Origin of the sequence: Paenibacillus tritici, assembly GCF_013204885.1 — a bacterium.
Classification (GTDB): Bacteria; Bacillota; Bacilli; order Paenibacillales; family Paenibacillaceae; genus Paenibacillus_AQ; species Paenibacillus_AQ tritici.
Genome location: NZ_JABMKX010000002.1, coordinates 50119 through 75262, shown reverse-complemented (window position 1 = coordinate 75262; position 25144 = coordinate 50119). Strand labels below are relative to the sequence as shown.

Sequence of the window (25144 nt, the reverse complement as noted above, 5' to 3'; positions counted from 1 at the left end):
GGTGCAAGATTAATGATAAAGAAAATGAAATTCTCTGCCACGGCGGTGTTATCCACAGCTATGCTGGCGGGTCTGCTGGCCGGATGCGGAGGCAACACCAATAAGGAGAAGGCAGAAGGAGAAGACAAGCCTGCGGCAAGTGAGGATGCGATGTATTCGGCTCCTTTTGAGAACGGCAAATATACAACTCCTGTGACCCTCACGACTGTATTTCCCATTGGGAGCAGCCTGAAATTCAAAAATGGCGAAAATATTGAAAATAACGTGCACACCAAATGGGCTAAGGATACGCTGGGCATTGATATCAAGTATCTCTGGACCGTTAGTGACCAGAACAATGCCTATGAAACCAAGCTTCGCCTGATGCTTACCTCTGGAGAGAAAATGCCGGACATCATCTCGTTCCGGGGCAGCCCTTCGCTGATCTCCGATCTGATTGACAGCGGCCAGTTCACGGATGCCGGGGAATTATTCGACAAATATGCCTCCGATATCTACAAACAAGCGATGGCAGAGGAGCCGACGGTATGGAATCCTTACATTAGAGACGGCAAACGTATGGGGATTCCGATTCTGGAGAATGCCTATAATAATGATCCTGTCATGTATATCAGAGAGGATTGGCTGAAGAAGCTGAATCTCAAGGCGCCGTCTACCCTCGCGGAGCTGGAGACTGTGCTGGACGCCTTCACGAATCAAGATCCGGACGGCAACGGCAAGAAGGATACTACCGGGCTGTCTGTAGGGTTCAAGAACAACCTGAATACCTGGATGTCTGAAGCCGGATGGGTCTTCGGAATGTTCGGTGCTATGCCTAACCAGTGGAACAAGACGGCTGATAACAAGCTCGCTTACGGTTCGGTCCAGCCGGAGATGAAGCAGGGGCTGGCGACGATGCAGAAGTGGATGAAGGAAGGCTATATCTCCTCCGAATCCGGCCTGTATGATGAAGCCAAAGCAACGGAAGCCTTCACAGCAGGCAAGTCCGGCATTATTGTCGGCCCTTACTGGATGACCGGCTGGCCGCTCCCGGATCTGCAAAAGAACGTTCCGGACGCCGAGTTCAAGGCTTATCCGCTTCCGGCAGGACCGGATGGCAAGATCGGCAGACACGGCACGAAGATTGCCTCCGGGGCCGTTCTGATCAACAAGGATATGGAGCATAAGGATGCCTTCTTCGTCTATCAGAATTATCTGTTCGACAACTGGGCCAATCCGGACAGCACGACCTTCGTCAATGGCTTCGCCAAAGGCTATGACTATGATATCGCTCAAGACGGAAAAGTTCTAAAAGAGCAGGACAGCGATAAGATTCAGGGCGGCTGGGTGGATGCGATCCGCTATACCTTGACCTACGACGGAGCGATTATTCCGAACCTGATGATGAATACGCTGGCTAAGCTGGCAGAAGGTGCAGAGCCGTCCAACCAATATGAGAAGAATCTGTCTGAACGGATCCCTGAACAGCTCAAAGCGGCCAAAATCATCATTGACCAGAAGGACAGCGTAATGCCGGAGATGTTCACGGGTACGCCAACTGAAACCCAGCTGTCCCGTGGCGATATGCTGGAGAAGCTGGAGAAGGAAATTCTGAACAAGATTATTTATGACAAAGCGCCGGTGGATGAATTCGATACCTTTGTAGAGAAATGGACTACAACGGGCGGCGATAAAGTGACCACAGAGGTCAATGAATGGTATGAGTCTATTCAGAAATAAATAAATAGTAGACAAGGGCGGCCCCTAAGGCCGTCCTTTCATGCGGAGGAGCCAAGGTGAAATATCGTCTGTCTATCTTTCAGTGGTTATCGTTTGTTCTGATGCTGATGCTCTTGATCATCGTTGGGGCTTTTTGGATCATATACAGGTTGAACGTTAAGGACATTCAGAGTGAGCTGAGGAAGAATAAAATGTATGAGGTTGAATTCATGACCTCCCAGTTATCTACGCAGTTTGAACAGGTACTGGCCAACACCATTACTTTGTCACAGGATCAGTCCGTGCGGGGTTATCCGTATATTCTGAAGTTCGGGGATCAGTATTCCAAATATGAGATGAAGCTGACGATCATTGATAAGCTGGCGCTGAACACGGCTTCCACCACCTGGAAGAACACGGTGATCCTGTATTATGAAGATGAGCAAGAGACGGTATCCTCGGACTCGTCGTTCTCCTTCAGCTCCTTTGCTCCTCCGACGCAAGCCTACAACCGCTGGACTCTGCATATGGATCAGGAGGGTAAGGGGTATTACTCTAACATCATGCGCAGTCATATCAGCTCGCTGTTAATTGAAGTACGGATCTCTCTGGATAATCTGGTGAAAATGATGGAGCAATACGTGTCGGGAATGCCGATCCTATATGATGCTTCTCAGCAGGCATTCATTCAGACCGGGGCGGCATTTCCCGAAGAGTTACTGCAGGCTATGATCCCCCGGATCAGCGGGGACAGCGGCACGATATCGGCGGATGAGAACCATGCAGAGTATTTGATTAATTACAGGAAGGCGGACATGCTGGATTTATACTTCATTGACGCCTATCCCAAACGCCAGTATATTGAGCCGATCAACCGCAATAACCGGCTGTTCCTCTATGCGGTGCTGATTGTGCTGGTGGGTATTATGTTCTACACGCTCCTGCTCCGCAGGCAGGTGCAGAAGCCTGTGATCACGCTGCGCAAGGCCATTGACCGATTCGACCGGGGCGACTTCTCCAGCCGTGCCGTTGATCTGCAGGTCAACGAGTTCAGGGTGCTCGGCAATTCGTTCAACCGGATGGCGGAGAATACCCAGATTCTGATTGAGCAGGTCCTGGTAGGGGAGATTGAAGTCAAGGAAGCGAAGCTGAAGCAATATCAGGCGCAGATCAATCCGCATTTTCTCTATAATTGCCTGAATTTCATCCAGAGCAAAGCCAGCATTGAAGACTATCAGGCGGTGACCGCGATGACGCTTCATCTGGCCTCGTACTGCCGGTATATTCACAAGATCGAACAGCTGGAGTCTTCCCTTCAGGATGAGCTGGAATTTGTAGAGCATTATCTTCATATAGTTCATTTGCGCAAAAAAGAGATTGCCTTCGAGATCGACGTTACGGCAGAAGCGGGGAAATACCGTCTGCCCCGGATGATTCTGCAGCCGCTCGTTGAGAATTGTATTAAGCATGGAATTGAACCGAACTTAAGGCCCGGAATTATCTCGATCACAGCGGAAGAAGTGGATTCGTATCTTCTGATTACCGTGAAGGATAACGGAATCGGCATGAGCGAGGAGCGGCTCAGCGCGGTCCGCCGCCATATCGACGACAATCTGATGAACAATACAATGCTGGGCACCGGACTGAGGAATGTGAATCAGCGGCTGCGCTTATATTTTGGTAAGGAATCAGGGTTGTCCGTGGACTCTGCTCTGTCCGAAGGCACCAGTTACCGGATACGCATTGATAAGGAGGGAGAAGCACATTCTGCAAATTCTGCTGGTAGATGATGAACAATATGTCGTAGATGACCTGGAGCTTGCTTTTCCATGGCAGGACTTCGGGATTGATAAAGTATACAAAGCCTACTCAGGCGCCCAGGCCATGCAGATCGCTCTGCAATACCCGATTGATATTATTATTACCGACATTGCGATGCCCGGAATGAGCGGGCTTGAGCTGGTGAAGCAGATGCGGAAGACCCACCGGAGAGTGAAGTGTATTCTGCTTACCGGCTATGCCGAGTTCGAATATGCCCGCGAAGCCCTTCAATACGGGGTGGTGGAGTACCTGGTCAAGCCGCTCGATCATCATAAGCTGCGTGCTGCACTGGAGAGCACGATTAAGACTATTCAGAAGGAGATTGATACAACAGCGTCCTATGAGCAGGCGATGCTGGCCTTCCGGGAGCATCTTCCGGCACTGCGGGACAAGCTGCTGGTGGAGCTGATTCAGGGCAAAGCTTATTCAGAGGCCCGGCTGAAGGAGAAGCTGGACGGATATCAATTGAATTTTCAGCGAAAAGACAGGGTCTTCCTGATTCTGATCCGCCTGGAGGAGCATTTCACGAACTTCGGGCTGGATAGCCAGCTGCTCTTTGAATATGCGGTTACCAATATCGCCTGTGAGCTGCTGGGTGCAGGCTTTGAGGTGTGGCATTGCCGCGATACGTACGAGAACCTGGTGTTTCTTGTGAAGAGCAATGATGAGGAGGTTATGGACGCGGACAACATACTGAAGCAGCTCACCCATAACACCCATCAGCTGCATAGCAGTGTGAACGAATATCTGAATGGCGGGATCTCGGTTATTCTGTCGTATCCGGGGGAATTCCCGCTGGATATTCGCTCCATGTACGAGGATTCCCAGTCGGCGCTTAGACAGCAGGTGGGGAATGACAAGGGATATTTCATCTCTTTGACGGATAAACAGAAGAGCTCGCCGGTCCAGCCGCTTAAGGACCTGTATGCTTCTCCGACGCTGATGCATCTGCTGGAGACCGGCCAGTGGCAGGGCTACAAAGAAAGACTGCAGCAGATGAAGGACTTCAGCAACAATCTGCCGGCCTATAATGAAGAGTATATTGAGGAGATCCGCAGTATGATCCTGGGCTCTTTTCACTATATTGCCCATAAGAATCATTCCCTGCTGTCGGACCTGGTTGGACGGGAGCTGCTGGATAAAACACTCTTCCGTTCCGTCTCCCAGCTGATCAGCTGGGGCGAAACGCTGGTGGATACCCTGCAGGTCAAGCTGGAACGGGATACCCAGAATAACCGATTGGGCATCATCAAAGAGATGCAGAGCTGCATTGCCGCCAATCTGGCAGAAGCCAGCCAGCAGTTCGTAGCGGACGCCGTCTCGCTTCATCCGGCTTATGTCTCCAGACTGTTCAAGCAGGTCAGCGGAATCAGCATCAGCGAGTACATTCTGAACATGAAGATGGAGCAGGCCGTAGCCTGTCTGCGCAATTCCGATATGAGAATCTATGAGATCTCCGAGCAGCTCGGCTATGCCAACAGCCAGTATTTCATTAAAGTGTTCAAAGAACAATTCGGCATGACGCCCCAGGATTACCGGGGGAAGCTGTGATTGTATTGATGCCCCTGAATTCACCGGGTGCCGGTTCTACTTGCAGAGGGATAGGCAAATTTGGCGACCAAAGTCGGGCAGAACGAGCTAGAGAACAATCTGAATAAATGGATTATAAAGTAATGGCAAATAGCAGTTGGATAAACGTCACTTACTGATGAGCGATGGAACGTTGTCAAAACAACAGGTGGATAAACAGCACTTAAATTCTCCCAATTCACCCCAAGTAGCCAAAACGCACAATAGTAGATGCTGTTTGTCCACTTGTTTCCGTCTATTCATCAGAAAAGGGAGAATTAAGATACGTTTTTCGACTTACTTGTTAAATCTTACTTGTTAGCCCTTACTTGTTAAACCTAATTTGTTACAGGAGAGGTACGCGCTCTGCCTCTAACTCGGTTCCGGTCCTGACAACCCGTATGGTCACCACCCCCTTACCCACACTAAACAGATATTATAATATCCTGTATAACAAAAAAGGCTTCAGCTCGAATGAGCCGAAACCTTTGATCTGGGGACGACGCATAATCATTTAGGGAGAAGCTGTGCGGAGAAATTGTAATACCAAAGATATCTCCTCGGCGTTCGCCAGACTGTTGGTCAATCTATAATGAATACTCATGCTCACACCCTGATCATTACTCTCCCACGATTCAGTCACAAGCTTAACCTCCGACTTGACAGAAAAAGTCTTGTCATGGAAAGCATGGATAGAATCAAGCACCTTCTCTTTTTCTTCCTCAGAAGGGCTATAGTGTCCCAGGAAGGCCTCCAAAATTCTCCCGGCTTGCTGGTATCCAATCTCCGATCTCGGCAATCGTGTCACCAATTCATAACCTTCAATCAATTGATTATTGTCGAGTCGTATTCGTTGTCCGTACTTTTGATCTTCTGCCGTGAGTTCTTCATTCAGAGTAATCGTGTTATTCTTATCCTCGTAATCGACCAAGTCCAGAGCGGCAATCCCTTCATCCTTTGTCATGGCAAACACAGTACGGTGCTCCTCCACATGGTGAAACAGCGAATCGTAAGGATTGTCTTTTTGACAAGCACTCACAAGAAGCATGAACAAACCTATGAAGACCGCCATTAGATGTTTTCTATTCATCTTTAGTCACCTTCTCCAACATAAATTACCCATTCATACTACCGAAATATCACTTTTTATTTATAATTTTTACATATTTAGAAGAAACCGTGCTTTAAGTCATTACTTTTCGGTTTACTCTCTTCCTATTAGTTTAGGTAATAAGTGATTGCTAGAACGTGAGTCCCTTCTGATCACGGCTCTATAGATTAGCATACCTCACAGCTTCCCCAGGATTACCGGGGGAAGCTGTGATTGTATTGATGCCCCTGAATTCACCGGGTGCCGGTTCTACTTCTAGCGGGATGGGTCAAAATTTGGCGACCAAAGTCGGGCAGAACGAGCTTGAGAACAATGTGAATAAATGGATTCTAAAGTAATCGAAAATAGCAGTTGGATAAACGTCACTTACTGATGAGCGATGGAACGTTGTCAAAACAACAGATGGATAAACAGCACTTAAATTCTCCCATTTCCCCCCAAGTAGCCAAAACGTACAGTGGTAGATGCTGTTTTTCCACTTGTTTACGTCTATTCATCAGAAAAGGGAGAATTAAGATACGTTTTTCGACTTACTTGTTAAACCTTACTTGTTAGCCCTTACTTGTTAAACCTAATTTGTTACAGGGGAGGTACGCGCTCTGCCTCTAACCCGGTTCCAATCCTGACATCAATCACCCTGCGGGGTGATTTTTTCTTTTAAAAACCACAGCCCACACCATTTTGTAATCCTTTTCAATAGATTAAATTTAAATATGATAACCGATTGACATAAATATGTTAACCGGTTATCATAAAAATGCATCCGAAATGTATGCGCATTCAAACCATTCTTGGTAAGGGGGAATTCATTTGAAATTAAGAAAGATTGTAAGCTGCGCTATGAGTCTAACAGTGGTACTAGGGCTACTCGCCGGTTGTTCCAAGGGGAATTCAGCAACCAGCGCCGTCAAAGGGGAAGAGGGCGGAGCACAGACACAGACACAGCCAGCCGCCAAAGACGTTAAGCTCACGTTCTTCAATACCTCTGCTGAAGTTAACACAGTGTTCGAGGAGCTGTTTAAGAAGTATCACGAGCTGAATCCGCAGGTAACCATTGAACTGATTCCTACGCCGATCGGAGGAGCGCAGCTTGAGAAGTTCCAATCCCTGCTGGCTTCCGGTAATCCGGCAACGATTGTGAATCTTGATGCAGGAACGATACTTCAATATAAGGACGATTTTCTGAATTTGGAGCCGGATAAGGCGAAGTATGAAGCGCTGACGAATCCGGGAGCCATTGAAGGAGCGTTACTGGACGGACAATTCCTGGGTATTCCATGGACGGCCCAGGGCTACGGCCTGCTGTACAACAAACGTGCGGTAGAGGAGGGCATCGGTGGTGCCTTTGATCCGGCATCAGTGAAGACCCGTGACGATTTGGAAGCGGTCTTCAAGAAGATCGAAGCGGCAGGCAAGGCACCGGTGATGGTCCACGGGGCAGACTGGTCGCTGGGTGCCCACTATCTGGGATTGGCCTATTCCTTACAATCGCAGAAGGTGGAGGACAACCGTAAATTCGTGGAAGAGCTGAAGAACGGGCAGGTCAATCTGACCGAGAATCCGCAATTTACCGGTCTGATGGATACCTTCGACTTGCTGAAGACGTACAACGCCCGTAAGAGTGATCCGCTGGTATCCGATTATAACCGGGACAGTGCTGATTTTGCCAAAGGGGATGCGGCCTTCTACTTCATGGGTGACTGGAGCTGGGCGGTCATTGGACCGCTCGAAGGACGCGACGAAGACTTCGGTATCCTTCCGCTGCCAATCAGCAATAACCCGGATGACTTCGGCAACGCTCAAGTAGCTTACAGCGAACCTAAGCTATTCGCCATTGATGACTCGAAGTCCACACCGGAGCAGCAGGAAGCGGCCAAAGCGTTCATCGAATGGATGGTAACCAGCGAGGACGGGCAAAAGGCCATTATTACCGATATGGGGCTGTCCATGCCATACAAGGATCTTAAGGCACAGAGCACCAACATCATGTCTAATGCCGTCAGCAAATACGTAGAGCAAGGGAACATCATCAATATCGGTGTGATTAACTACTTGCCGCAGGATTACTGGGCCAAGACCGGCGCTGCGATGCAGAAGTATCTGGTAGGTAATATTGACCGCCAGGGACTGGCGCAGGAGGTTCAGGATTACTGGAAATCGTATGCGGGGAAATAAAGAGGCTGCTGGTTTAGGATAAAAGACTGGATGGGACTGGGGCGGCGCCCCAGCCCATCTTTTATGAAGGAAAGGGGGCAGCACTATGAACAAAAAGTTATCACTGAAGAACACGGGAACCTTCTTAGTCTTCGGAGGTCCTTCGATCTTTGCCTTTACCGCCGTTGTGATCATACCGTTCATCGTCGGCTTATATTTGACCTTTACGAATTGGGATGTCCGTACTGGCGACAGCAGCCTAATCGGCTTCGGGAACTATCTGGAAGTGTTCCGCGATAAAGTCTTCCTCAGCCAATTGTGGTTCACGCTTAAGTATGTATTGTTTACCGTGGTGATTGCCAATGTGTTCGCCTTCTTCATTGCGCTGGCACTGACCCGGGGAGGGAAGGGGGAGCAGTGGCTGCGCACCGGCTTCTTCACGCCCAATCTGGTCGGCGGGATCGTCCTCGGATATCTATGGCAGACCTTGTTCTCACAGGTGTTGCCTTACCTGGGCAATAAGTACGGGTGGGATCTGTTCCAGACCTCCTGGCTTACAGACACAGGGACCGCCTTCTGGGCCCTGATCATTGCGACAGCCTGGCAGCTCGTTGGATATCTGATGATCATTTACATTGCCGGCTTCACCGGCGTGCCGGGTGATGTTCTGGAGGCCGCCAGTATCGACGGCGCAGGCCGGTATGCGGTAATCCGCAGAATCATTCTGCCGCTTACGGTTCCTGCGATCGTTATCTGTATCTTCATTTCACTGTCCCGTTCGTTCCTTACGTATGATATCAACCTTGCCTTGACCAAAGGCGGGCCGTTCAATTCGACCGAGCTTGCCACCTACCATATCGTGCAAAAAGCCTTTCTGTCCAATCAATACGGCGTCGGCCAGGCAGAAGCCGTGGTCTTGTTTGCCGTCGTAGCTATCATAGCCTTGACTCAGTCCTACCTGCTCAAGAAACTGGAGGTGGAATCTTAATGAAGGGTAACCAGCGTATCCTATCCGGGCTCAAGACAGGATCTTTATACCTGTTGCTGCTCGCCTTTTTAACGCCGTTCCTGCTGATTATTATGAACTCCTTCAAGACCACCCAGCAATTCTTCGAGAGTCCTTTGTCCCTGCCGACAACGATAAATTTCAAGAACTATGCCAGCGCCTTTGAGAATATGGACTTCATGCAGGGCTTCATGAATTCATTGATCATTACAGGGATTTCGGTATTTGTCATTATTATCTTCTCGGCCATGACCGGGTATTTATTCGTACGTTACAAATGGAAGGTGAACGCCATCCTGTTCTTCCTCATGCTGGCCTCTATGGCGCTTCCTTTTCAGGTACTCATGATTCCAATGGTTATGCTGTACGGGAATATGGGGCTGCTCAATACCAAGCTGACGCTGCTGTTTATGTATTTGGGCTTCGGGGTTCCATTTGGCGTCTTCACCTTCCATGGTTTTATCAAAGGAATACCTTATGAGCTGGAGGAATCGGCCTTTATCGAAGGCAGCAGCACACTGCGGACCTTTTTCAGCATTGTGCTCCCCTTGCTGAAGCCGGTATTCGTAACGCTGCTGGTGCTCGATGTGCTCTGGATTTGGAATGACTATCTTCTGCCCAGTCTCGTGCTGCTGTCGCCGGACCAGAAGACGCTTCCGCTCTCGACTTACACGTTCTTCTCCTCCTATTCGGTGGACTATGCCCCGCTGATGGCCGGGCTGATCATGACGATTATCCCCGTGCTGGTCATCTACCTGTTCCTGCAGAAGCAGATCATCAAGGGGATTACGGAAGGTGCGCTGAAATAAGAGATATACAAGAAGCACTAAAGAAATTAACCAAAAGCAAAAAGAAACGGAGGGGAAATTTGGAACTGTAGGAGCGGTAGCGACCGCCTTTGTCACCGGATTTCCACCGCGAAGAGCGGAATAAATCAAGAAATCTGGGGACAACAGCGGCCGGAAGTCCAAATGTTCACCGCAGTGACGGCCAGGCTTCAAGTTCAAATCTTTAGTGAATCTGATAGAACGATGTAGCTGTAATGCAGGCAGAATTCATCTATAATTGAAACTAAAAAACAAGGTGGTTTCTATGCCGAATCTAAGAGACGTAGCCAAGCAAGCAGGCCTGTCTGTCAATACCGTCTCCAGAGTGCTTAATAATAGAGGATATATCAGTGAGAAGACGAAGGAGAAGGTCTACCGGGTGATGAAGGAAATGAATTATCAGCCGAATGAAATGGCCCGGGCCCTGTTCCGCAAAAAATCCAATATGATCGGGCTGATCATTCCGACGATCTCGCATCCTTTTTTTGCCGAGCTAACCTCCTATCTGGAATATTACGCGGATCTTAAGGGCTACAAGCTATTGCTGTGCAATTCTAACCGTAACGTAGCCAAGGAAGTGGAATATATCGAGATGCTCAAAAAAAATCAGGTTGATGCCATCATCATGGGCAGTGCGGTGCTGGATGTCCAGCATTATCTGAACCTGGATCTGCCGGTGGTCTCCTTCGACCGTATCATCTCGGAGGAGATTCCTGTGGTCACCTCCAATAATCTGGAGGGCGGCAGACTTGCTGCCCGGTTATTAATCGGCAAGGGCTGCCTTCATCCGGTCTATATTTACCGGGGGATTGACGGTCCCCAGCATCATCTGATGCTGGCGGTCCAGAGAAGGGAAGGGTATGAAGCGGAGATGGAGCGATCAGGACTGCAGCCGCTGCATTTGCAGCTTGATGCTGAAGGGGGCAATTACACCGGAAGCAATACCGGCATTACCGCCTATTTGCAGGAGCATCCTGAGATCGACGGTGTTTTTGCCAGCAGTGATGTGATTGCCGCCGATGTGATTCATGCCTGCAACCTGCTGGGCAAGCATATTCCCTCGCAGGTCCGAATCGTAGGTTACGATGATGTACAGATCGCCTTGCTGATCTCACCGCGTCTAAGCACGATCCGGCAGCCGGTTCAGGAGATGAGCGAAGCTATTATTAAGCTGGCGGTTCAGCAGATAGAAGGTGAAACCGTTGCGATGGTGAACACGTTTCCCGTGACAGTGGTGGAACGGGGGACGACATAGAACACAGCTTCGGCCGAAACGGATACCGTCCTCATAAGGACGGCGAACCCGTTTTACACTTATATATTAACCGGTTGATATAAGGTCTCTCCCGTTCCCTGAACGAAGGAGGAGAGCTGATTCCCCGGGGAGGAGGGTACGGATGGCTGTAACGATCAAAGATATTGCAGAGAAGGTGGGCGTCTCCGTCACAACCGTATCCCGTGTGCTCAACAACCGCGGATATCTGAGTGACAGCCTGAAGCAAAAAGTGAACGATGCCATGGAGGAGCTGAACTACCATCCGAGTGAGGTGGCACGCTCCCTGCTGCGCAAAAAATCCAATATTATAGGTCTCATCCTCCCGGATATTTCCCATCCGTTCTTCGGAGAGGTCACCAAGCATATTGAGGCTTATGCCTACGAGCACGGGTACAAGCTCATGCTGTGCAATTCCCTGCACCACAAGAAGAAGGAGAAAGAATATATTGATCTGCTGAGAGCCAGCCGGGTCGATGGAATCATCATGGGCAGCCATACGATGAGCGTGAACGATTATAAGTCGATCAACCTGCCGCTGGTCTCCTTGGACCGGCAGATCTCGAAGTCGATTCCGTTCATTGCCTCTGATAATTATCAGGGAGGTGTACTGGCTACCCGCTTACTGCTGCGGAAAAAATGCCGGAATATAGCCTATCTCAGTGGGAATTTGCGGCTAAGTCTTCTGGCTAAACAGAGGCATGAGGCCTTCCTGGAGCAGGTCAGCGGACGAGATGTCCAGTTCATCGTGAAACAAACCGATCTGAACGGGTTCAAGTATAAGGAGTATGAGAAGCTGGTAAGCGGCTTATTTCAGGAATGTCCTGAGCTCGACGGTGTATTTGCGAGCAGTGATATGCTGGCGCTGCAGGTGCTCAAGCAATGCCGCAGGCTCGGCAGAACGGTACCTGAGCAAGTGAAGGTGATAGGCTATGATGGAATTGCGGCCGGTGATGCTGAGGATCTGACGACCATCGTCCAGCCGATCAAGAAGATGGGCGAATTGGCGGTGCAGTATCTGCTTCAGCAGATTGCCGGGGAGCAGGTCCCGCTGGAGACGATTCTTCCGGTCCGGCTAGCGGAGAAGAGAACTACTTGAGCTTGAAGAACCTAAGATTCATTCACATACGAACAATAATGGAGGAAACATAGATGGAGTTCATTCACCGGGTAGCCCCGGAATTACAACAGGGGATTGCCGAATTGCCGCCGTTTCATCTGCCGGAGGATCTGGCTGCCGCCAGAAATAACATTCCAGTGCCTGCCGTGAATTCTGAGCGCGTCCGCATTACAGAACGGGTTCTGACCGTTGCCGGTGGCCATCAGATGCAGGTCAGAATCTACGAACCGGCACAGAGAAAGGCACAACATGCGCTGCCCGCTCTGCTCTGGACCCATGGCGGAGGCTACATTCTGGGTCATCCCGGCGGGGATGATGCGTTATGTGAGAGCTTCGTAGAGACGGTCAACTGTGTCGTTGTATCGCCCGACTACCGTCTCGCCCCCGAGCATCCGTTCCCGGCAGCCATAGAAGACAGCTATGCGGCGTTAGTGTGGCTGGCGGGTGCCGCAAATGATCTTCATATTGATGCTTCCCGGATAGCAGTCGGCGGAGCGAGTGCCGGCGGGGGACTGGCTGCTGCCCTGGCACTGATGGCCAGGGATAAGGGAGGTCCTTCCCTCTGCTTCCAGCTTCCGCTGTACCCGATGCTGGACGACCGCAATCTTACACCCTCCAGTCATGAGATTACGCATCCGGCAGTGTGGAACCGGGCCAACAACCTGATCGCCTGGGAGATGTATCTGGGCGGACCGGCCGGAGGCGAAGCTACCTCCCCTTATGCTGCGCCCGGCCGTGCAGAGCATCTGGCGGGGCTGCCGCCCGCCTATACTTGCGTCGGACAGCTGGACCCGTTCCGCGATGAGACGATTGAGTATGTCACCCGGCTGGCACAGGCCGGTGTAGAAGTGGAGTTCCATCTCTATCCCGGGGGCTATCACGGCTTCGAGCATGTTGTTCCGGCAGCCGGGATCAGCCGCAGAGCCAGGGAAGAATATATCCATGCCCTGGCAAGGGCTTTGAATTCGTGAGGGAGGGGCCGGACCCTCCATGATCATTTTCCGCTGAAACGGTAGCGTTCTATAGAAGGAAGGCAAAGCCGTTTCCGCTTAAATTGAAAAAAGAGAACGGTTTTTTGAAAGTAAACCATCCACAGAAACCATAGAATGGATATGAAGAAGGGATATTGTAGGGCCAAGGGGGAATACGGGTGTTTAATTTCGGTGAGGCAATACCATTTGAAAATCAAACGAACGATGTGTTAACGGTGGGGGAGCTGCTCGTTGATATGATTGCCAATGAGTATGGCGAGGACACCGCATGTAACGGATATACCAGATATTCCGGCGGATCGCCATCCAATATTGCCATTAATGTCCATAGGCTCGGCATCCGGTCTCATGTCGCTTCGGCGGTGGGGAAGGATGGTCTGGGCGGGTTTCTGATCAGGGGCTTGCAAAGTGCGGAGATGGATACCAGCGGAATCCAGCAGGTAGAGTCGTCTACCAGTATGGTGGTGATTACGAAGAGTCAGAGCACGCCGACTCCGATCTTTTACCGCGGGGCGGATTACGGGCTGGAATATAATGATGAGCTTGAACAGGCCGTCATTAACTCCAAAATCCTCCATTTCTCCTGCTGGCCGATCTCAAGAGTTCCGTCGCGTGATACGGTTGAACGGGTGATTGAGGTCGCCAGGAAGCATAAGCTGCTCATCGGCTTCGATCCCAATTATCATCCCCTGATCTGGCCGCAGGATGAAGACGGGGTGGCCTATGTCAAAAGCATGATCCCGAAGGTGGATATCATCAAGCCTTCGGAGGATGATGCCGAGCGCCTGTTCGGACCCGGCACTCCGGCAGAGCAAGTCGGGAGATTCCTGGCGCTTGGAGCCAAGCTGGTGATTATGACGCTGGGCAAGGACGGCGCCCTGGTGTCCAACGGAAGGGAGACGCTGGCGTTCGCTACCAGAGCTACCCGGATCGAAGATACGACAGGAGCGGGAGATGCCTTCTGGTCGGGATTGTATGCAGCAGTCGTTAAAGGGTATACGCTCAGAGAATCGCTGGAGCTGGGGTTTGCTGTCAGCGCGTACAAATTGAAATATACAGGGGCTGTAGTGAATCTGCCTGCCCTGGAAGTCATACAACAAGAATATAACCTGTAGGAGGAAGAAGATGACACTGAAGAATCAAGTCCAATTGATTACCTATCCCGATTCGCTGGGCGGCGACCTGAAGCAGCTTCATCAGGTGCTGCGCGGGCCGTTCGCTGATCTGTTTGCAGGCGGAATTCATATTCTGCCGCCCTTTCCTTCCTCCGGGGACCGCGGGTTCGCTCCGCTGACATATCTGGAGATAGAGCCGGAGTTCGGCACGTGGGAGGATATCCGCAGCATAGGGGAAGAATTCGATGTGCTGGTGGACCTGATGGTGAATCATATCTCCAGGCAATCGCCTTATTTCCAGGACTTCCTGGAGAAGGGACGGGCTTCGGAGTATGCCGATTTATTCATCACCCTGGACAAAATATGGGCGGACGGCCAGCCTGTCCAGGAAGATATTGCGAAGATGTTCCTGCGGCGGCCTCTGCCTTATTCCACCTACTCCACCCCGGGAAGCGGGGAAGAGAAGGTCTGGACAACCTTTGGCAAAACCGATCCCTCCGAGCAAATTGATCTCGATATCCATTCACCGCTTACCCGGGAGCTGCTGCAGCGGTTCTTCGAGAATTTCAAAGCGCAGAATGTCAAGATCGTCCGGCTGGATGCGGTGGGATATGTGATCAAGAAGCTGGGCACCAGCTGTTTTTTTGTGGAGCCGGAGATTTACGAATTTCTGGACTGGATCAAAGCAATGGCGGATTCGTTGGATATAGAGCTGCTGCCTGAGGTACATGCCCATCACAGTATCCAGAACAAGCTATCTGAATACGGCTGCTGGATCTACGACTTCATCCTGCCCTACCGGGTGCTTGAGGCACTGACCGGCAGATCCAATAAGGAGCTGTACTCCTATCTGCAGACCCGCCCGCATAAGCAGTTCACGATGCTGGATTGTCACGACGGCGTTCCGGTGAAGCCGGATATGGATGATCTGATTGATACGAAGGAAGCACAGAAGCTGGTGGATCTCTGCGTGGAGCGGGGGGCGAACCTGAGCCTGATTCTGTCGGAGGAGCATAAGGCCCCGGACGGCTTCGATGTCCATCAGATCCGCTGCACGTATTACAGCGCACTGAATGAAGATGACGATGCTTATCTGGCGGCCCGGGCGATTCAATTCTTCGCACCGGGAATCCCGCAGGTCTATTATGTGGGCCTGCTGGCCGGCAGCAATGATCTGGAGCAGGTAGCCTTGACGGGTGAAGGACGGGAGATCAACCGCCATAACTATACGCTGGAGGAGATTGAAGCAGATACTCAGCGGGAGGTGGTGCAGCGGCTGATGAAGCTGATTCGTTTCCGCAATACCTACAGTGCCTTCGGAGGAACGTTCCGGGTGCTGGAGGCGCCAGACCATGAGATCCGGCTGATGTGGGAGCAAGGCGGAGACTATTGCCGGCTGTTCATTGACCTGCAGAATTACCAGACCGTGATTGAATATGTGGATGAGCAAGGACAGGAAGCGGTTTACCGCGTCTAATTCGAATCCTGTTAAGGGGGAATGATTATGGCTACACTGCAAATAAGCCTGCAATCGCAATGTCTGAAGCGGGAAGTGACGTTCAATGCGTTATTGCCGCTGGATCTGCCTGAGGGCCTGGGGCTGCCGGTATGGTCGGGCCAGCCCTTAAGATCGCTCTATCTGCTGCACGGCTTCTCCGGGAGCCAGAATGATTGGATGAGCTTCTCACGGATCAGGGAGCTGTCGGACAGATATCAGATTGCGGTATTTATGCCTGCCGGTGAGAATGGATTCTATGTGGATGATGAGAACAGAGACGCATTCTACGGTGAATACGTCGGCAGGGAACTGGTAGAGTTCACGCGCAGGCTGTTCCCGCTGTCTGCGGCGCGCGAGGATACCTGGCTCGGCGGTTTATCCATGGGCGGCTACGGAGCGATCCGCAACGGCCTGAAGTATGCGGAGCAATTCGGCAGGATTATTGCATTGTCCTCAGCGCTGATCCCTTACCGGATTGCGGGCATTCCCCCGGACTATAATGATGGCATCGCCAGCTATTCCTACTACGCAAGTGTGTTCGGTGATTTAAGCCGGCTGCTTGGCAGTGATAAAGACCCGGAGCAGCTTGTGCTGGATGTGAAGACGAAGGGACTTGCGCTGCCGAAGCTGTATATGGCCTGCGGAACAGAGGATATGCTGTTGGATGTGAACCGCCGGTTCCATCAGTTCCTGGAAGCGGAGCAAGTAGGACACCACTATGTGGAAGGCCCGGGAGACCACAACTGGGAGTACTGGGATAAGCACATTGAAGCTGCGCTGGAGTGGGCGGATAATTAACTACAAATCACATACTTGCACGCCCCTGGGCCCGATTGAGAACGAATCGGCTTCAGGGGCTTGCTGAATTCCGGGGGGAAGGAGGAGGCGGGGATGATCCGAACGAACAGTATCGTATTCAAATTTTCGATGCAGATGACCGTGATTCTTGTGATCCTGCTGTCCATCCTGGTTCTGAGCAATATATACTCCCTGGAGGTGGTGCGAAGTAATGCGCTGACCAGCTCGCGGAATACACTTGCCCTCTATCAGGCGAATATTCATAACAACTTCAACAATTTCTCCAAGGATCTGATCGAGGTGTTCGACCATAATATAGATGCCGCAGTGAATACAGCGGGTATGGATGAGAGCAGCCGGTATTTCAAGGTCCAGCAGCTCAAAACCAACCTGCAGGCGAAAATGGCCGGCGGTTATGCCAGTGATGGCATGTTCATCAGACTCTCGGGAGAACTGGTGCTGGAGCAGTTCAACAGCCGGATGGAGTCAGGGGATAAGCTGGCTCTGGTTGATTTTCTGAATATACACAAGTTCGATACGGCTCCGGCAGCGCAAAGCGGGGAATGGAAGGTGTTCCAGATCCAGGGTGAATATTATATGTTCAAGTACATTACCTATTCAGGCGTTAGCTTCGGAACCCTGGTGAAGGCGGACAACCTGTTATCTATGGTAGACAGAGGGGCCAATGATCAGAACCGGTATGTACTGAGTGATGCTGAGGGGACTATACTGGCGGCCAATAATATTTCCCTGAATGAGGCGGACACAACCCTGGAGAGCTTAACTAAGCAACATCAGCGTAGCTTCCTGATTGTGTCCGAACCGATCGGCGAGTTTGGCCGGATGACCAATATGGTCCCCAAGGGCGGCTTGTTCTCGGGCCTCCAGCTTATTCAGTGGGGGATCGCCTTGCTGGCGGTGCTCTCGGCAATCGTTGTACCGCTGGTGCTGAGATTCTTGACCCGGGATGTGCTGAGGCCGATTCTGGAGCTGGTGAAGGCGGCCAAGGCCGTCGAGCAGGGCCAGCTGGAATACCAGATTCCCCAGAATACACCGTACTCCCTGGAATTCATGAAGCTGTTCCATGCGCTGGAATCCATGGTCAGTGAAATTAAGGATCTGAAGATTCAGTCCTATGAAGAACAGATCGAGATCAGCCGCGCAGAGATCAAATATCTGCAGATGCAGATCAGGCCCCATTTCTTCCTGAATGCGATCTCGACGATCACCAGCTTAACCTACCAGAATAAGAATGAAGAAATCCGGCGCCTGATCCACTGTCTGTCGGAACACCTCCGCTATATGTTCAGAGGCGGGCTGATGGAAGTTACGATGGAGGAAGAGATCCGCCACACTGAGAATTATATCCGGATGCAGGAGATTCGTTACCCGGACCAAATTTTCTTCATGATCGAGATCCAGGAGGAAGCCCGGCAGGTACCGATTCCGCAATTCATGATTCAGACCTTTGTGGAGAATACATTCAAGCACGCGATGTTCGTTCAGGAGATGCTGTCCATCTTCATCCGGGTGCGGATAGAGACTAGGGACGGAAGCCCGGGTGTCAGTATTGTGATTGAGGATAACGGAGCGGGCTTCACTGCCGAATGGCTGAATTCGCCGGAGACCATACAGGTGACGGAGGATGGAGGCCGGGTCGGAATCGCCAATATCCGCAAAACCCTCAAGCTGCTCTACAAACGCGATAATCTGCTGAAGCTGTCCAATGTAGAGTCTACAGGCGCAAGAGTAGAGCTATGGATACCTGTCAACCGGTTGGACCAGCCCATATTAGAAGGGGGATAACTATGCGTTGTATGTTAATTGATGATGATATTCCAACCGTAGAAGCCCTGCGCAGGATTGTCAATTGGGAGGAATTCGGGATTACGGAAGTGCAGGCCGCCCATAATATACAGGATGCGAAGCAGTTATTCGGGCAGGCCGAGCCGGATCTGATCATCTGCGATATCGAGATGCCGCGCGGCTCAGGGATTGATATGATCCAGTGGGCGAGAGACCGCCAATATGAAGGCGGGTTCATCTTCCTGACCTGTCATGAGAGCTTCAGCTTCGCCTCCAAGGCCATCTCGTATGACGCAGACTCTTATCTGGTCAAGCCGCTGGACAAGCAGGAGCTGGAGGCGGCCCTGCGCAAGTCCATGGATACGCTGAAGAACAAAATCATGATGGGCGAATACAGCAAAATGGGTCAGGCCTGGCTCAAGAATCAGGATCTGCTGGAACGGAGCTTCTGGAGTGAGGTCCTGACAGCGGCGATATCTCCCCGAATCCAGCTTATTCAGAGTGAAGTGCAGAAGCGCGAGCTGCCTGTCTCCGTACAGGCGGATTATAGGCTGCTGCTGATTAGCGTCCCCCGCTCCCAGATTGAACGGGAGTGGGACGAGAGTATTTTCCATTACGCGCTCTCGAACCTCGTCTCCGAAATTCTCAGCAGCCAGGTGAGCGGAGGGCGGATCATCGCCTACCAGGTCGATAAGGTGTTCTACAATGCGGTCCTTGCCGAGAGCCGGGTGGATAGGAAATGGCTGGAGGCGAGTGCCGGAGAGATTATTCGGCTCAGCAGACATTACCTGAAGTGTACCGCCACCTGCTATTTCAGTGAGGGAGCAGCCATCTCCGGCCTCTCGCAGCTTAAGGCGGAGCTGGAGCAGGCGGATGAGTCGAATCTTATTTTCAGGGGAAGGGTGCACTTGCCGAACGAGCCCTTCCATGTGGATCTTACCGAGCGCTACACCCTGGATACCGAGCTGTTCACCCTGCTGTTCGTCCAGAAGGAGAAGGCGCAGATTGTGAACCGGCTGAAGAAGGAGCTGGAGCTGCTGACCAGCCGGAACAAGCTGGATTCGGCCACCCTCCATGCCATCCGGGAAGATCTGCTTCAGGTAGTCTATTCGCTGCTCTCCCGCCACCATATTCAGGCACACCGGCTGTTTGCGGATGAACTTAGCCAGCAATTGGCCCAGGATGCAGAGAGCAGTGTGTTCGACTTCATGAAGTGGGCGCAGGCGCTTACGGAGAAGACGGTGGATTCCATCCGGGAAGTGCTGCAGTCGGAAGGCGTAGTCGAGCGGGCCAAACGTTTCATCCAGGACCACTATACTCAAGACCTCAGCCGTGAGGATGTTGCCGCAAGCGTCTATCTGACAGCGGATTATCTGGCGAAGGTCTTCAAGAACGGGACCGGGCAGACGGTCAAGGAGTATTTGAACGACTGCCGCATCCGGGCGGCGAAGCAGATGCTCCTGGAGAGTACGGCCAGTATAGGGGAGATCGCGATGGATACCGGGTTTGATACGATTTCTTATTTCTCGACAGTATTCAAAAAATGGACCGGCGAAACACCGGCCGCCTATCGTGCCAAGCACAAGGCCGCTCTATAGCAGGAAGCTCCGCTTTTTCCAAGAGAAGCGGAGCTTCTTGCTGTACAGGTTTTTAGTTGGATTTTATACAGTTGTTGCAGAACGGATGGCCGCTGGCGGAGGAAGAGTTGGATAAACAACACTTCATTCACGGCATTTCCTGCAAAGTTGAAAAAATGCTAATCATAGTTGCTGTTTTTCCACTTGCTTGGGCATCATCCGTAGAAATGGAGAAACTAAGCTACCTTTTTCCACTTGTTTGCTTGGCCGAAGCAGGGCGGTCTCGCCGCCCGCCAGAGAATCACACTGTAGTACGTTTTTTTATAAAAACAGCCCGTATTATTGAAAGCCCGCCCCCCTCCAGGACCAGTACAATGAGAATGTAAATATAGAACAGGAGGCATGATCATGAAGAATAAAAAGGGGTTAGGTTCACTGCTGTTGTCTATGGTAATCTGCGGTTCTCTGCTCTCCGCCTGCGGCGGTAATTCCAATACAGCATCCGAGGGTTCCGGGAATACAGAAGCTAAGGCCAAGGTAGCTGAGATTGTGTTTGCCTTGCCGTCCTTCAACAGGATTCCCGATGATCTGAGCAAGGTGACGAATGCGATCAATGCCATTACAACCGAGAAGATCGGTGTCAAAGTAGATTTCCGGCTCTTCGGTCCCGCGGATTATGCCCAGAAGGTCAACCTGGCGCTCCAGAGCGGGGAGAAAATGGACGTCTTCACTACGCTCGGACAGTTCTCCAACTATGTATCCAAGAGCCAGGTAGCTCCGCTCGAAGAGCTGCTTCCCGAGCATGGTAAGGAGCTGACCGCCATTCTGGACAAGGATTTCGGTCCGGATATTCTCAAGACCACCACGATGGATGGACATATCTACGGGATTCCTGTGAATAAAGGCATGGCGCTGCCTACCAATATTATCTTCAACGCCGATATGCTGACAGACGCGGGAGTCTCGGCTGACTCGATCCAATCCGTGGAGGATCTGCCTGCGGTCTTCGCAGCTGTGAAGAAGAAGTCACCGGATGTAGTTCCGTTTGGCCCGATTAATGTGAACCCGACAGATACGGGACTTGTGAACTGGATGAAGGGTGCCAGCAAGGTAGATTACCTGACCGATACCACCGGAGTCGGTGTGGTCATCGGGGACAGCGGCAAGGTCGTGAACTTCTACGAATCCGATGTGTTCAAGAACGGGATTCAGATGATGCGGGAGTGGTTCAATGCGGGCTACTTGCAGAAGGATACCGCGACCACGACGATTACAGCAATGGAGATGGTCTCCTCCGGGCGCGGCTTCTCTTTCCTGGGAGGGTACAGCGGTATGGAGGTTGGCAAGCAGCTGAGTGCGCAAGTGGGGAAAAACATTCAGACCAAGCGGATCGCGCCGTTCTACTTCGATACCAGTGCCGTGAACTCCGTAACCTGGATGGTCTCCAGCACCTCCAAGGAGACAGAGGCTGCCGTCAAGTTCCTGAACCTGCTGTACACCGACAAAGAGCTGATTAACACCATTCTTTTCGGAATCGAAGGGGAGGATTACCTCAAGGTGGATGAGCATCATGTGAAATTCCCTGAGGGCATGGACGCCAATACGGTTCCTTATACCTCTATGCTCAGCTCCGGGATCGTAGGCTCCGAGTCACTCCAGTATCAGATGGAGGGAATCAACTGGTCAGATGTGGAACTGAAGCTCCAGGAGAACAAGGATACCGCCAGATCCCCATACTTCGGATTTATCTTTGACCAGGGCCAGGTGAAGACACAGATGAGTGCAGTGACCAACGTAGTGAGTCAATTCCTGCCGGCACTGGTCAGCGGATCGGTAGACCCTGATACCATTATTGCGAAGTTCAACAGTGCGCTGAAGGATGCGGGTGCGCAGGACATTATAGACAGCAAGCAGCAACAACTGGATCAATGGCTTGCCGCGCAAAAATAGTAATCTTAAATAAGCCTGCTGAAGGTAGAGCCGCTATGGAAGCTCTGCCTTCGGCAATGGAGGTGAATCCGGCATGACAGCCAAACCTAAATCTAAACCGCTCAAAAAAACACTTCCTTTATTGATTCTGGCGGGTCCGGGCCTGCTGTACTTTCTCATCAACAGCTACTTCCCCATGTTCGGGGTGTTCATCGCGTTCAAGGATGTTAACTATGCGAAGGGCATCTTCGGCAGTGACTGGATCGGCTTCAAGAACTTCACCTTTCTGTTCCAGACCAGCGATGCCTGGATTATGACCCGGAATACGCTCTTGTACAATCTGGCCTTTATCGCGCTTGGTACCATAGTTTCAATTATCATCGCCATTCTGATGTCGGAGCTGCTGACCAAGCTTTACTCCAAGCTGTTCATGACCGGACTGATTCTTCCGAATCTGATCTCGATGGTCGTGCTTTCGCTGCTCGTCTTCGCCTTTCTGAACGCCGACAGCGGCTTCGTGAATCATTCCATTCTGCGGCCGCTGGGGATTCCGGAGATTAACTGGTATTCGGAGGCGAAATATTGGCCTTACCTGCTGGTACTCATTCAGATCTGGAAGACGGCAGGCTACGGTTCCATTATCTATTTCGCCTCTATTGCAGGCATCGACAAGAGCATCTACGAGTCTGCCAAAATTGACGGGGCCGGGAAGCTGAAGCAGATCCGCATGATTACCTTGCCGCTGCTGAAGCCGACGATCATCGTGCTGGTGCTGATGTCCATGGGACGGATTTTCAACTCCGACTTCGGCCTGTTCTATCAGGTGCCTATGAACTCCGGTGCGTTGTACAGCACGACCCAGACGATTGATACGTATGTCTACCGCGCCTTGATGCAGCTCAATGATATTGGAATGTCGGCGGCAGCCGGTCTGTATCAGTCGCTGGTCGGTTTTGCCCTGGTGCTTACGGTTAATGCCATCGTCAAGAAGGTTAATCCAGAAAACGCATTGTTCTAGGAGGAAATACAGATGATCCAAACAAGAGGAGAACGGACGTTTACTGTGTTTTCTGCGGTCGTGATGTTCCTGCTGACAGTTTTTGCTTTTTTACCTTTCCTTCTGATTGTCATTGCCTCGTTCACGAATGAGACGACTCTGATCCGCAACGGGTACAGCTTTTTCCCGGAGCATCTAAGCCTTGACGCCTACCGGTATATTAAGTCCTCGGCGTACATCTTCATCAGAGCCTATGGCGTCTCGTTTCTGGTTACGATCCTGGGAACCGCTATTGGACTGCTGATAACAAGTATGCTCGCTTATCCGATGTCGCGGTCCGATTTCAAATATCATAATCTGCTGGCGTTCGTCGTCTTCTTCACCATGCTGTTCAGCGGGGGGATCGTGCCTTCGTATATCATGTGGACCCAATATTTCCATATCAAAAATACGCTGTGGGCGCTGATTCTGCCCAATCTGCTGGCGAACGGCTTCAACGTCCTGCTGGTCCGCAACTATTTCAAGAATAATGTGCCGCTGGAGATTATCGAAGCCGCCCAGATCGACGGGGCCTCGGAGCTGCGGACCTTCTTCCGCATTATGCTTCCCCTGTCCATGCCGGTGATGGCTACCGTGGGGATGTTCATGGGCCTGGCCTATTGGAATGACTGGATCAATGCGCTATATTTTGTATCTAAGCCGCAATTATACGGCATTCAGAATCTGCTGATGCAGCTGATGAGCAACATCCAATTCCTCAATTCCGGCCAGGCCGGCAACGTACTGGGGGCGGAGTCCGTATCGCTGCCAAGCACGGCCGTGCGGATGGCGATGGCGGTTCTAGGCATTGTGCCCGTGCTGTTCGTTCTGCCGTTCATGCAGAAATACCTGACCCGCGGCGTGATTATTGGTGCGGTCAAAGGCTGACAGGCTGACAATAAATAGATGAAAAGGAGAATGCGCGATGAATGTGCAGGAGGTTATTGACCGGATTCTGCTCGATTGCTGCGGAGGACGCAAGCTGGAACAGACCTGTGATGTGCTTGCCAGCGGCAAGGAAGACATAGAGGTCACAGGGATTGTCACAACGTTCATGGCGACTGTGGATGTGATCAAGGAAGCCATTGCGCTTGGAGCGAACCTGATTATCACCCATGAGCCCACCTATTTTACCGGGATGGATGCGCTGGACTGGCTTCAGCAGGACCCGGTATATCTGGCCAAGAAGAAGCTGATTGATGAACACGGAATCACGATCTGGCGGTTCCATGACCACATGCACCTGGCAGATACCGACCGGATCTATGACGGTCTGCTCAAGGAGCTAGAGTGGGAGGACAAGAAGCTGGACGATAAGGATGCCTGGGGGTATCAGATCGAGGAGACCACCGTCGGTGACCTGGCAGGCTTCCTGAAGCAGCGGCTGGGCATGAAGGTGATTCAGATTGTCGGCAACCCGCAAGCAGCCTGTGCCCGTATCGGCATCCTGGTGGGAGGCGGAAGCCTTGGGCTGGGCCGGGAGCAAATGCCGATGGAGCTGATGCAGGAGAAGAACCTGGATGTGATGATCTGCGGCGATATTACAGAGTGGACCCTATGCGCTTACGTGAATGATGCCGCCATGCTGGGCATGAACAAAGCGATGATCGTAATCGGCCATGAGCGGTCTGAGGAGTGGGGCATGAAGTATATGGCGGAGTGGCTGACGCCGCTGGTGGACGGGCTTCCGGTCACATTCGTGGATGCGAAGGAACCGTTTGTGTATTTGTGAGCGGCCCTGCTTCTAACGGACTGAGATGCACTTATTGGATCACTAACCAATGTTTATCGGTGGAATATCCACCTATAAGGGC

Annotated in this window: 19 protein-coding genes; 18 read left to right on the top strand and 1 reads right to left on the bottom strand. The window is 51.5% G+C overall.

The window, feature by feature from the left end; all coding sequences use genetic code 11:
- Positions 1-12: 12 nt before the first annotated feature.
- From HQN87_RS03455 to HQN87_RS03445, 3 genes are read left to right on the top strand one after another with little or no spacing between them, the layout of a single operon-like run.
- A complete protein-coding gene (locus tag HQN87_RS03455; RefSeq protein ID WP_173127873.1) occupies positions 13-1719 on the top strand; it encodes an extracellular solute-binding protein in 1707 nt (568 codons plus the stop codon).
- Positions 1720-1775: 56 nt separating this feature from the next.
- A complete protein-coding gene (locus HQN87_RS32935) occupies positions 1776-3488 on the top strand; it encodes a sensor histidine kinase (protein WP_173127870.1) in 1713 nt (570 codons plus the stop codon).
- Positions 3442-5070 carry a response regulator gene (locus HQN87_RS03445; RefSeq protein ID WP_173127868.1) on the top strand — a complete coding sequence of 543 codons (1629 nt, stop codon included), beginning with the start codon at positions 3442-3444 and terminating at the stop codon, positions 5068-5070. Before HQN87_RS32935 ends, HQN87_RS03445 begins: the two co-directional genes overlap by 47 nt.
- 532 nt (positions 5071-5602) lie before the next feature.
- On the opposite strand, the gene HQN87_RS03440 is transcribed toward HQN87_RS03445, so the two are convergent.
- The gene (locus HQN87_RS03440; RefSeq protein ID WP_173127865.1) at positions 5603-6178 is read right to left on the bottom strand and encodes a hypothetical protein; all 576 of its coding nucleotides are present in this window, start codon (positions 6176-6178) and stop codon (positions 5603-5605) included.
- A gap of 831 nt (positions 6179-7009) precedes the next feature.
- Here HQN87_RS03440 and HQN87_RS03435 point away from each other — a divergent pair.
- The 15 genes from HQN87_RS03435 (at position 7010) to HQN87_RS03365 (ending at position 25062) form a co-directional block, all read left to right on the top strand.
- Positions 7010-8374, top strand: a complete 1365-nt coding sequence (locus HQN87_RS03435; RefSeq protein WP_254075344.1) for an ABC transporter substrate-binding protein — start codon at positions 7010-7012, stop codon at positions 8372-8374.
- 85 nt (positions 8375-8459) lie between these two features.
- On the top strand, positions 8460-9341 hold the full coding sequence (locus tag HQN87_RS03430) for a carbohydrate ABC transporter permease (RefSeq protein WP_173127862.1): 882 nt from the start codon (positions 8460-8462) through the stop codon (positions 9339-9341).
- Positions 9341-10168 (top strand): carbohydrate ABC transporter permease, encoded by an 828-nt coding sequence (locus HQN87_RS03425; RefSeq protein ID WP_173127859.1) that lies wholly within the window; start codon positions 9341-9343, stop codon positions 10166-10168. Before HQN87_RS03430 ends, HQN87_RS03425 begins: the two co-directional genes overlap by 1 nt.
- A gap of 283 nt (positions 10169-10451) precedes the next feature.
- Positions 10452-11441 (top strand): LacI family DNA-binding transcriptional regulator, encoded by a 990-nt coding sequence (locus tag HQN87_RS03420; RefSeq protein WP_173127856.1) that lies wholly within the window; start codon positions 10452-10454, stop codon positions 11439-11441.
- Positions 11442-11583: 142 nt separating this feature from the next.
- Positions 11584-12558, top strand: coding sequence for a LacI family DNA-binding transcriptional regulator (locus HQN87_RS03415; protein WP_173127853.1), 975 nt, complete (start codon positions 11584-11586; stop codon positions 12556-12558).
- 53 nt (positions 12559-12611) lie between these two features.
- The gene (locus tag HQN87_RS03410) at positions 12612-13550 is read left to right on the top strand and encodes an alpha/beta hydrolase (protein WP_173127850.1); all 939 of its coding nucleotides are present in this window, start codon (positions 12612-12614) and stop codon (positions 13548-13550) included.
- Between the two features lie 179 nt (positions 13551-13729).
- On the top strand, positions 13730-14686 hold the full coding sequence (locus HQN87_RS03405; protein WP_173127847.1) for a carbohydrate kinase family protein: 957 nt from the start codon (positions 13730-13732) through the stop codon (positions 14684-14686).
- Between the two features lie 10 nt (positions 14687-14696).
- On the top strand, positions 14697-16163 hold the full coding sequence (gene gtfA / locus HQN87_RS03400) for a sucrose phosphorylase (protein ID WP_173127844.1): 1467 nt from the start codon (positions 14697-14699) through the stop codon (positions 16161-16163).
- Positions 16164-16190: 27 nt separating this feature from the next.
- Positions 16191-16982 (top strand): alpha/beta hydrolase, encoded by a 792-nt coding sequence (locus tag HQN87_RS03395; protein ID WP_173127841.1) that lies wholly within the window; start codon positions 16191-16193, stop codon positions 16980-16982.
- A 93-nt stretch (positions 16983-17075) separates the two neighbouring features.
- Positions 17076-18788 carry a sensor histidine kinase gene (locus HQN87_RS03390; RefSeq protein ID WP_173127838.1) on the top strand — a complete coding sequence of 571 codons (1713 nt, stop codon included), beginning with the start codon at positions 17076-17078 and terminating at the stop codon, positions 18786-18788.
- A 2-nt stretch (positions 18789-18790) separates the two neighbouring features.
- The gene (locus HQN87_RS03385) at positions 18791-20386 is read left to right on the top strand and encodes a helix-turn-helix domain-containing protein (RefSeq protein WP_173127835.1); all 1596 of its coding nucleotides are present in this window, start codon (positions 18791-18793) and stop codon (positions 20384-20386) included.
- Between the two features lie 387 nt (positions 20387-20773).
- Positions 20774-22315: an ABC transporter substrate-binding protein gene (locus HQN87_RS03380; protein WP_173127832.1), complete on the top strand. Its 1542-nt coding sequence runs from the start codon at positions 20774-20776 to the stop codon at positions 22313-22315.
- 73 nt (positions 22316-22388) lie between these two features.
- Positions 22389-23312 (top strand): ABC transporter permease, encoded by a 924-nt coding sequence (locus HQN87_RS03375; RefSeq protein WP_173127828.1) that lies wholly within the window; start codon positions 22389-22391, stop codon positions 23310-23312.
- 12 nt (positions 23313-23324) lie between these two features.
- Positions 23325-24218, top strand: a complete 894-nt coding sequence (locus HQN87_RS03370; protein WP_173127825.1) for a carbohydrate ABC transporter permease — start codon at positions 23325-23327, stop codon at positions 24216-24218.
- Between the two features lie 37 nt (positions 24219-24255).
- Positions 24256-25062, top strand: a complete 807-nt coding sequence (locus tag HQN87_RS03365; protein WP_173127822.1) for a Nif3-like dinuclear metal center hexameric protein — start codon at positions 24256-24258, stop codon at positions 25060-25062.
- Positions 25063-25144 lie beyond the last annotated feature (82 nt).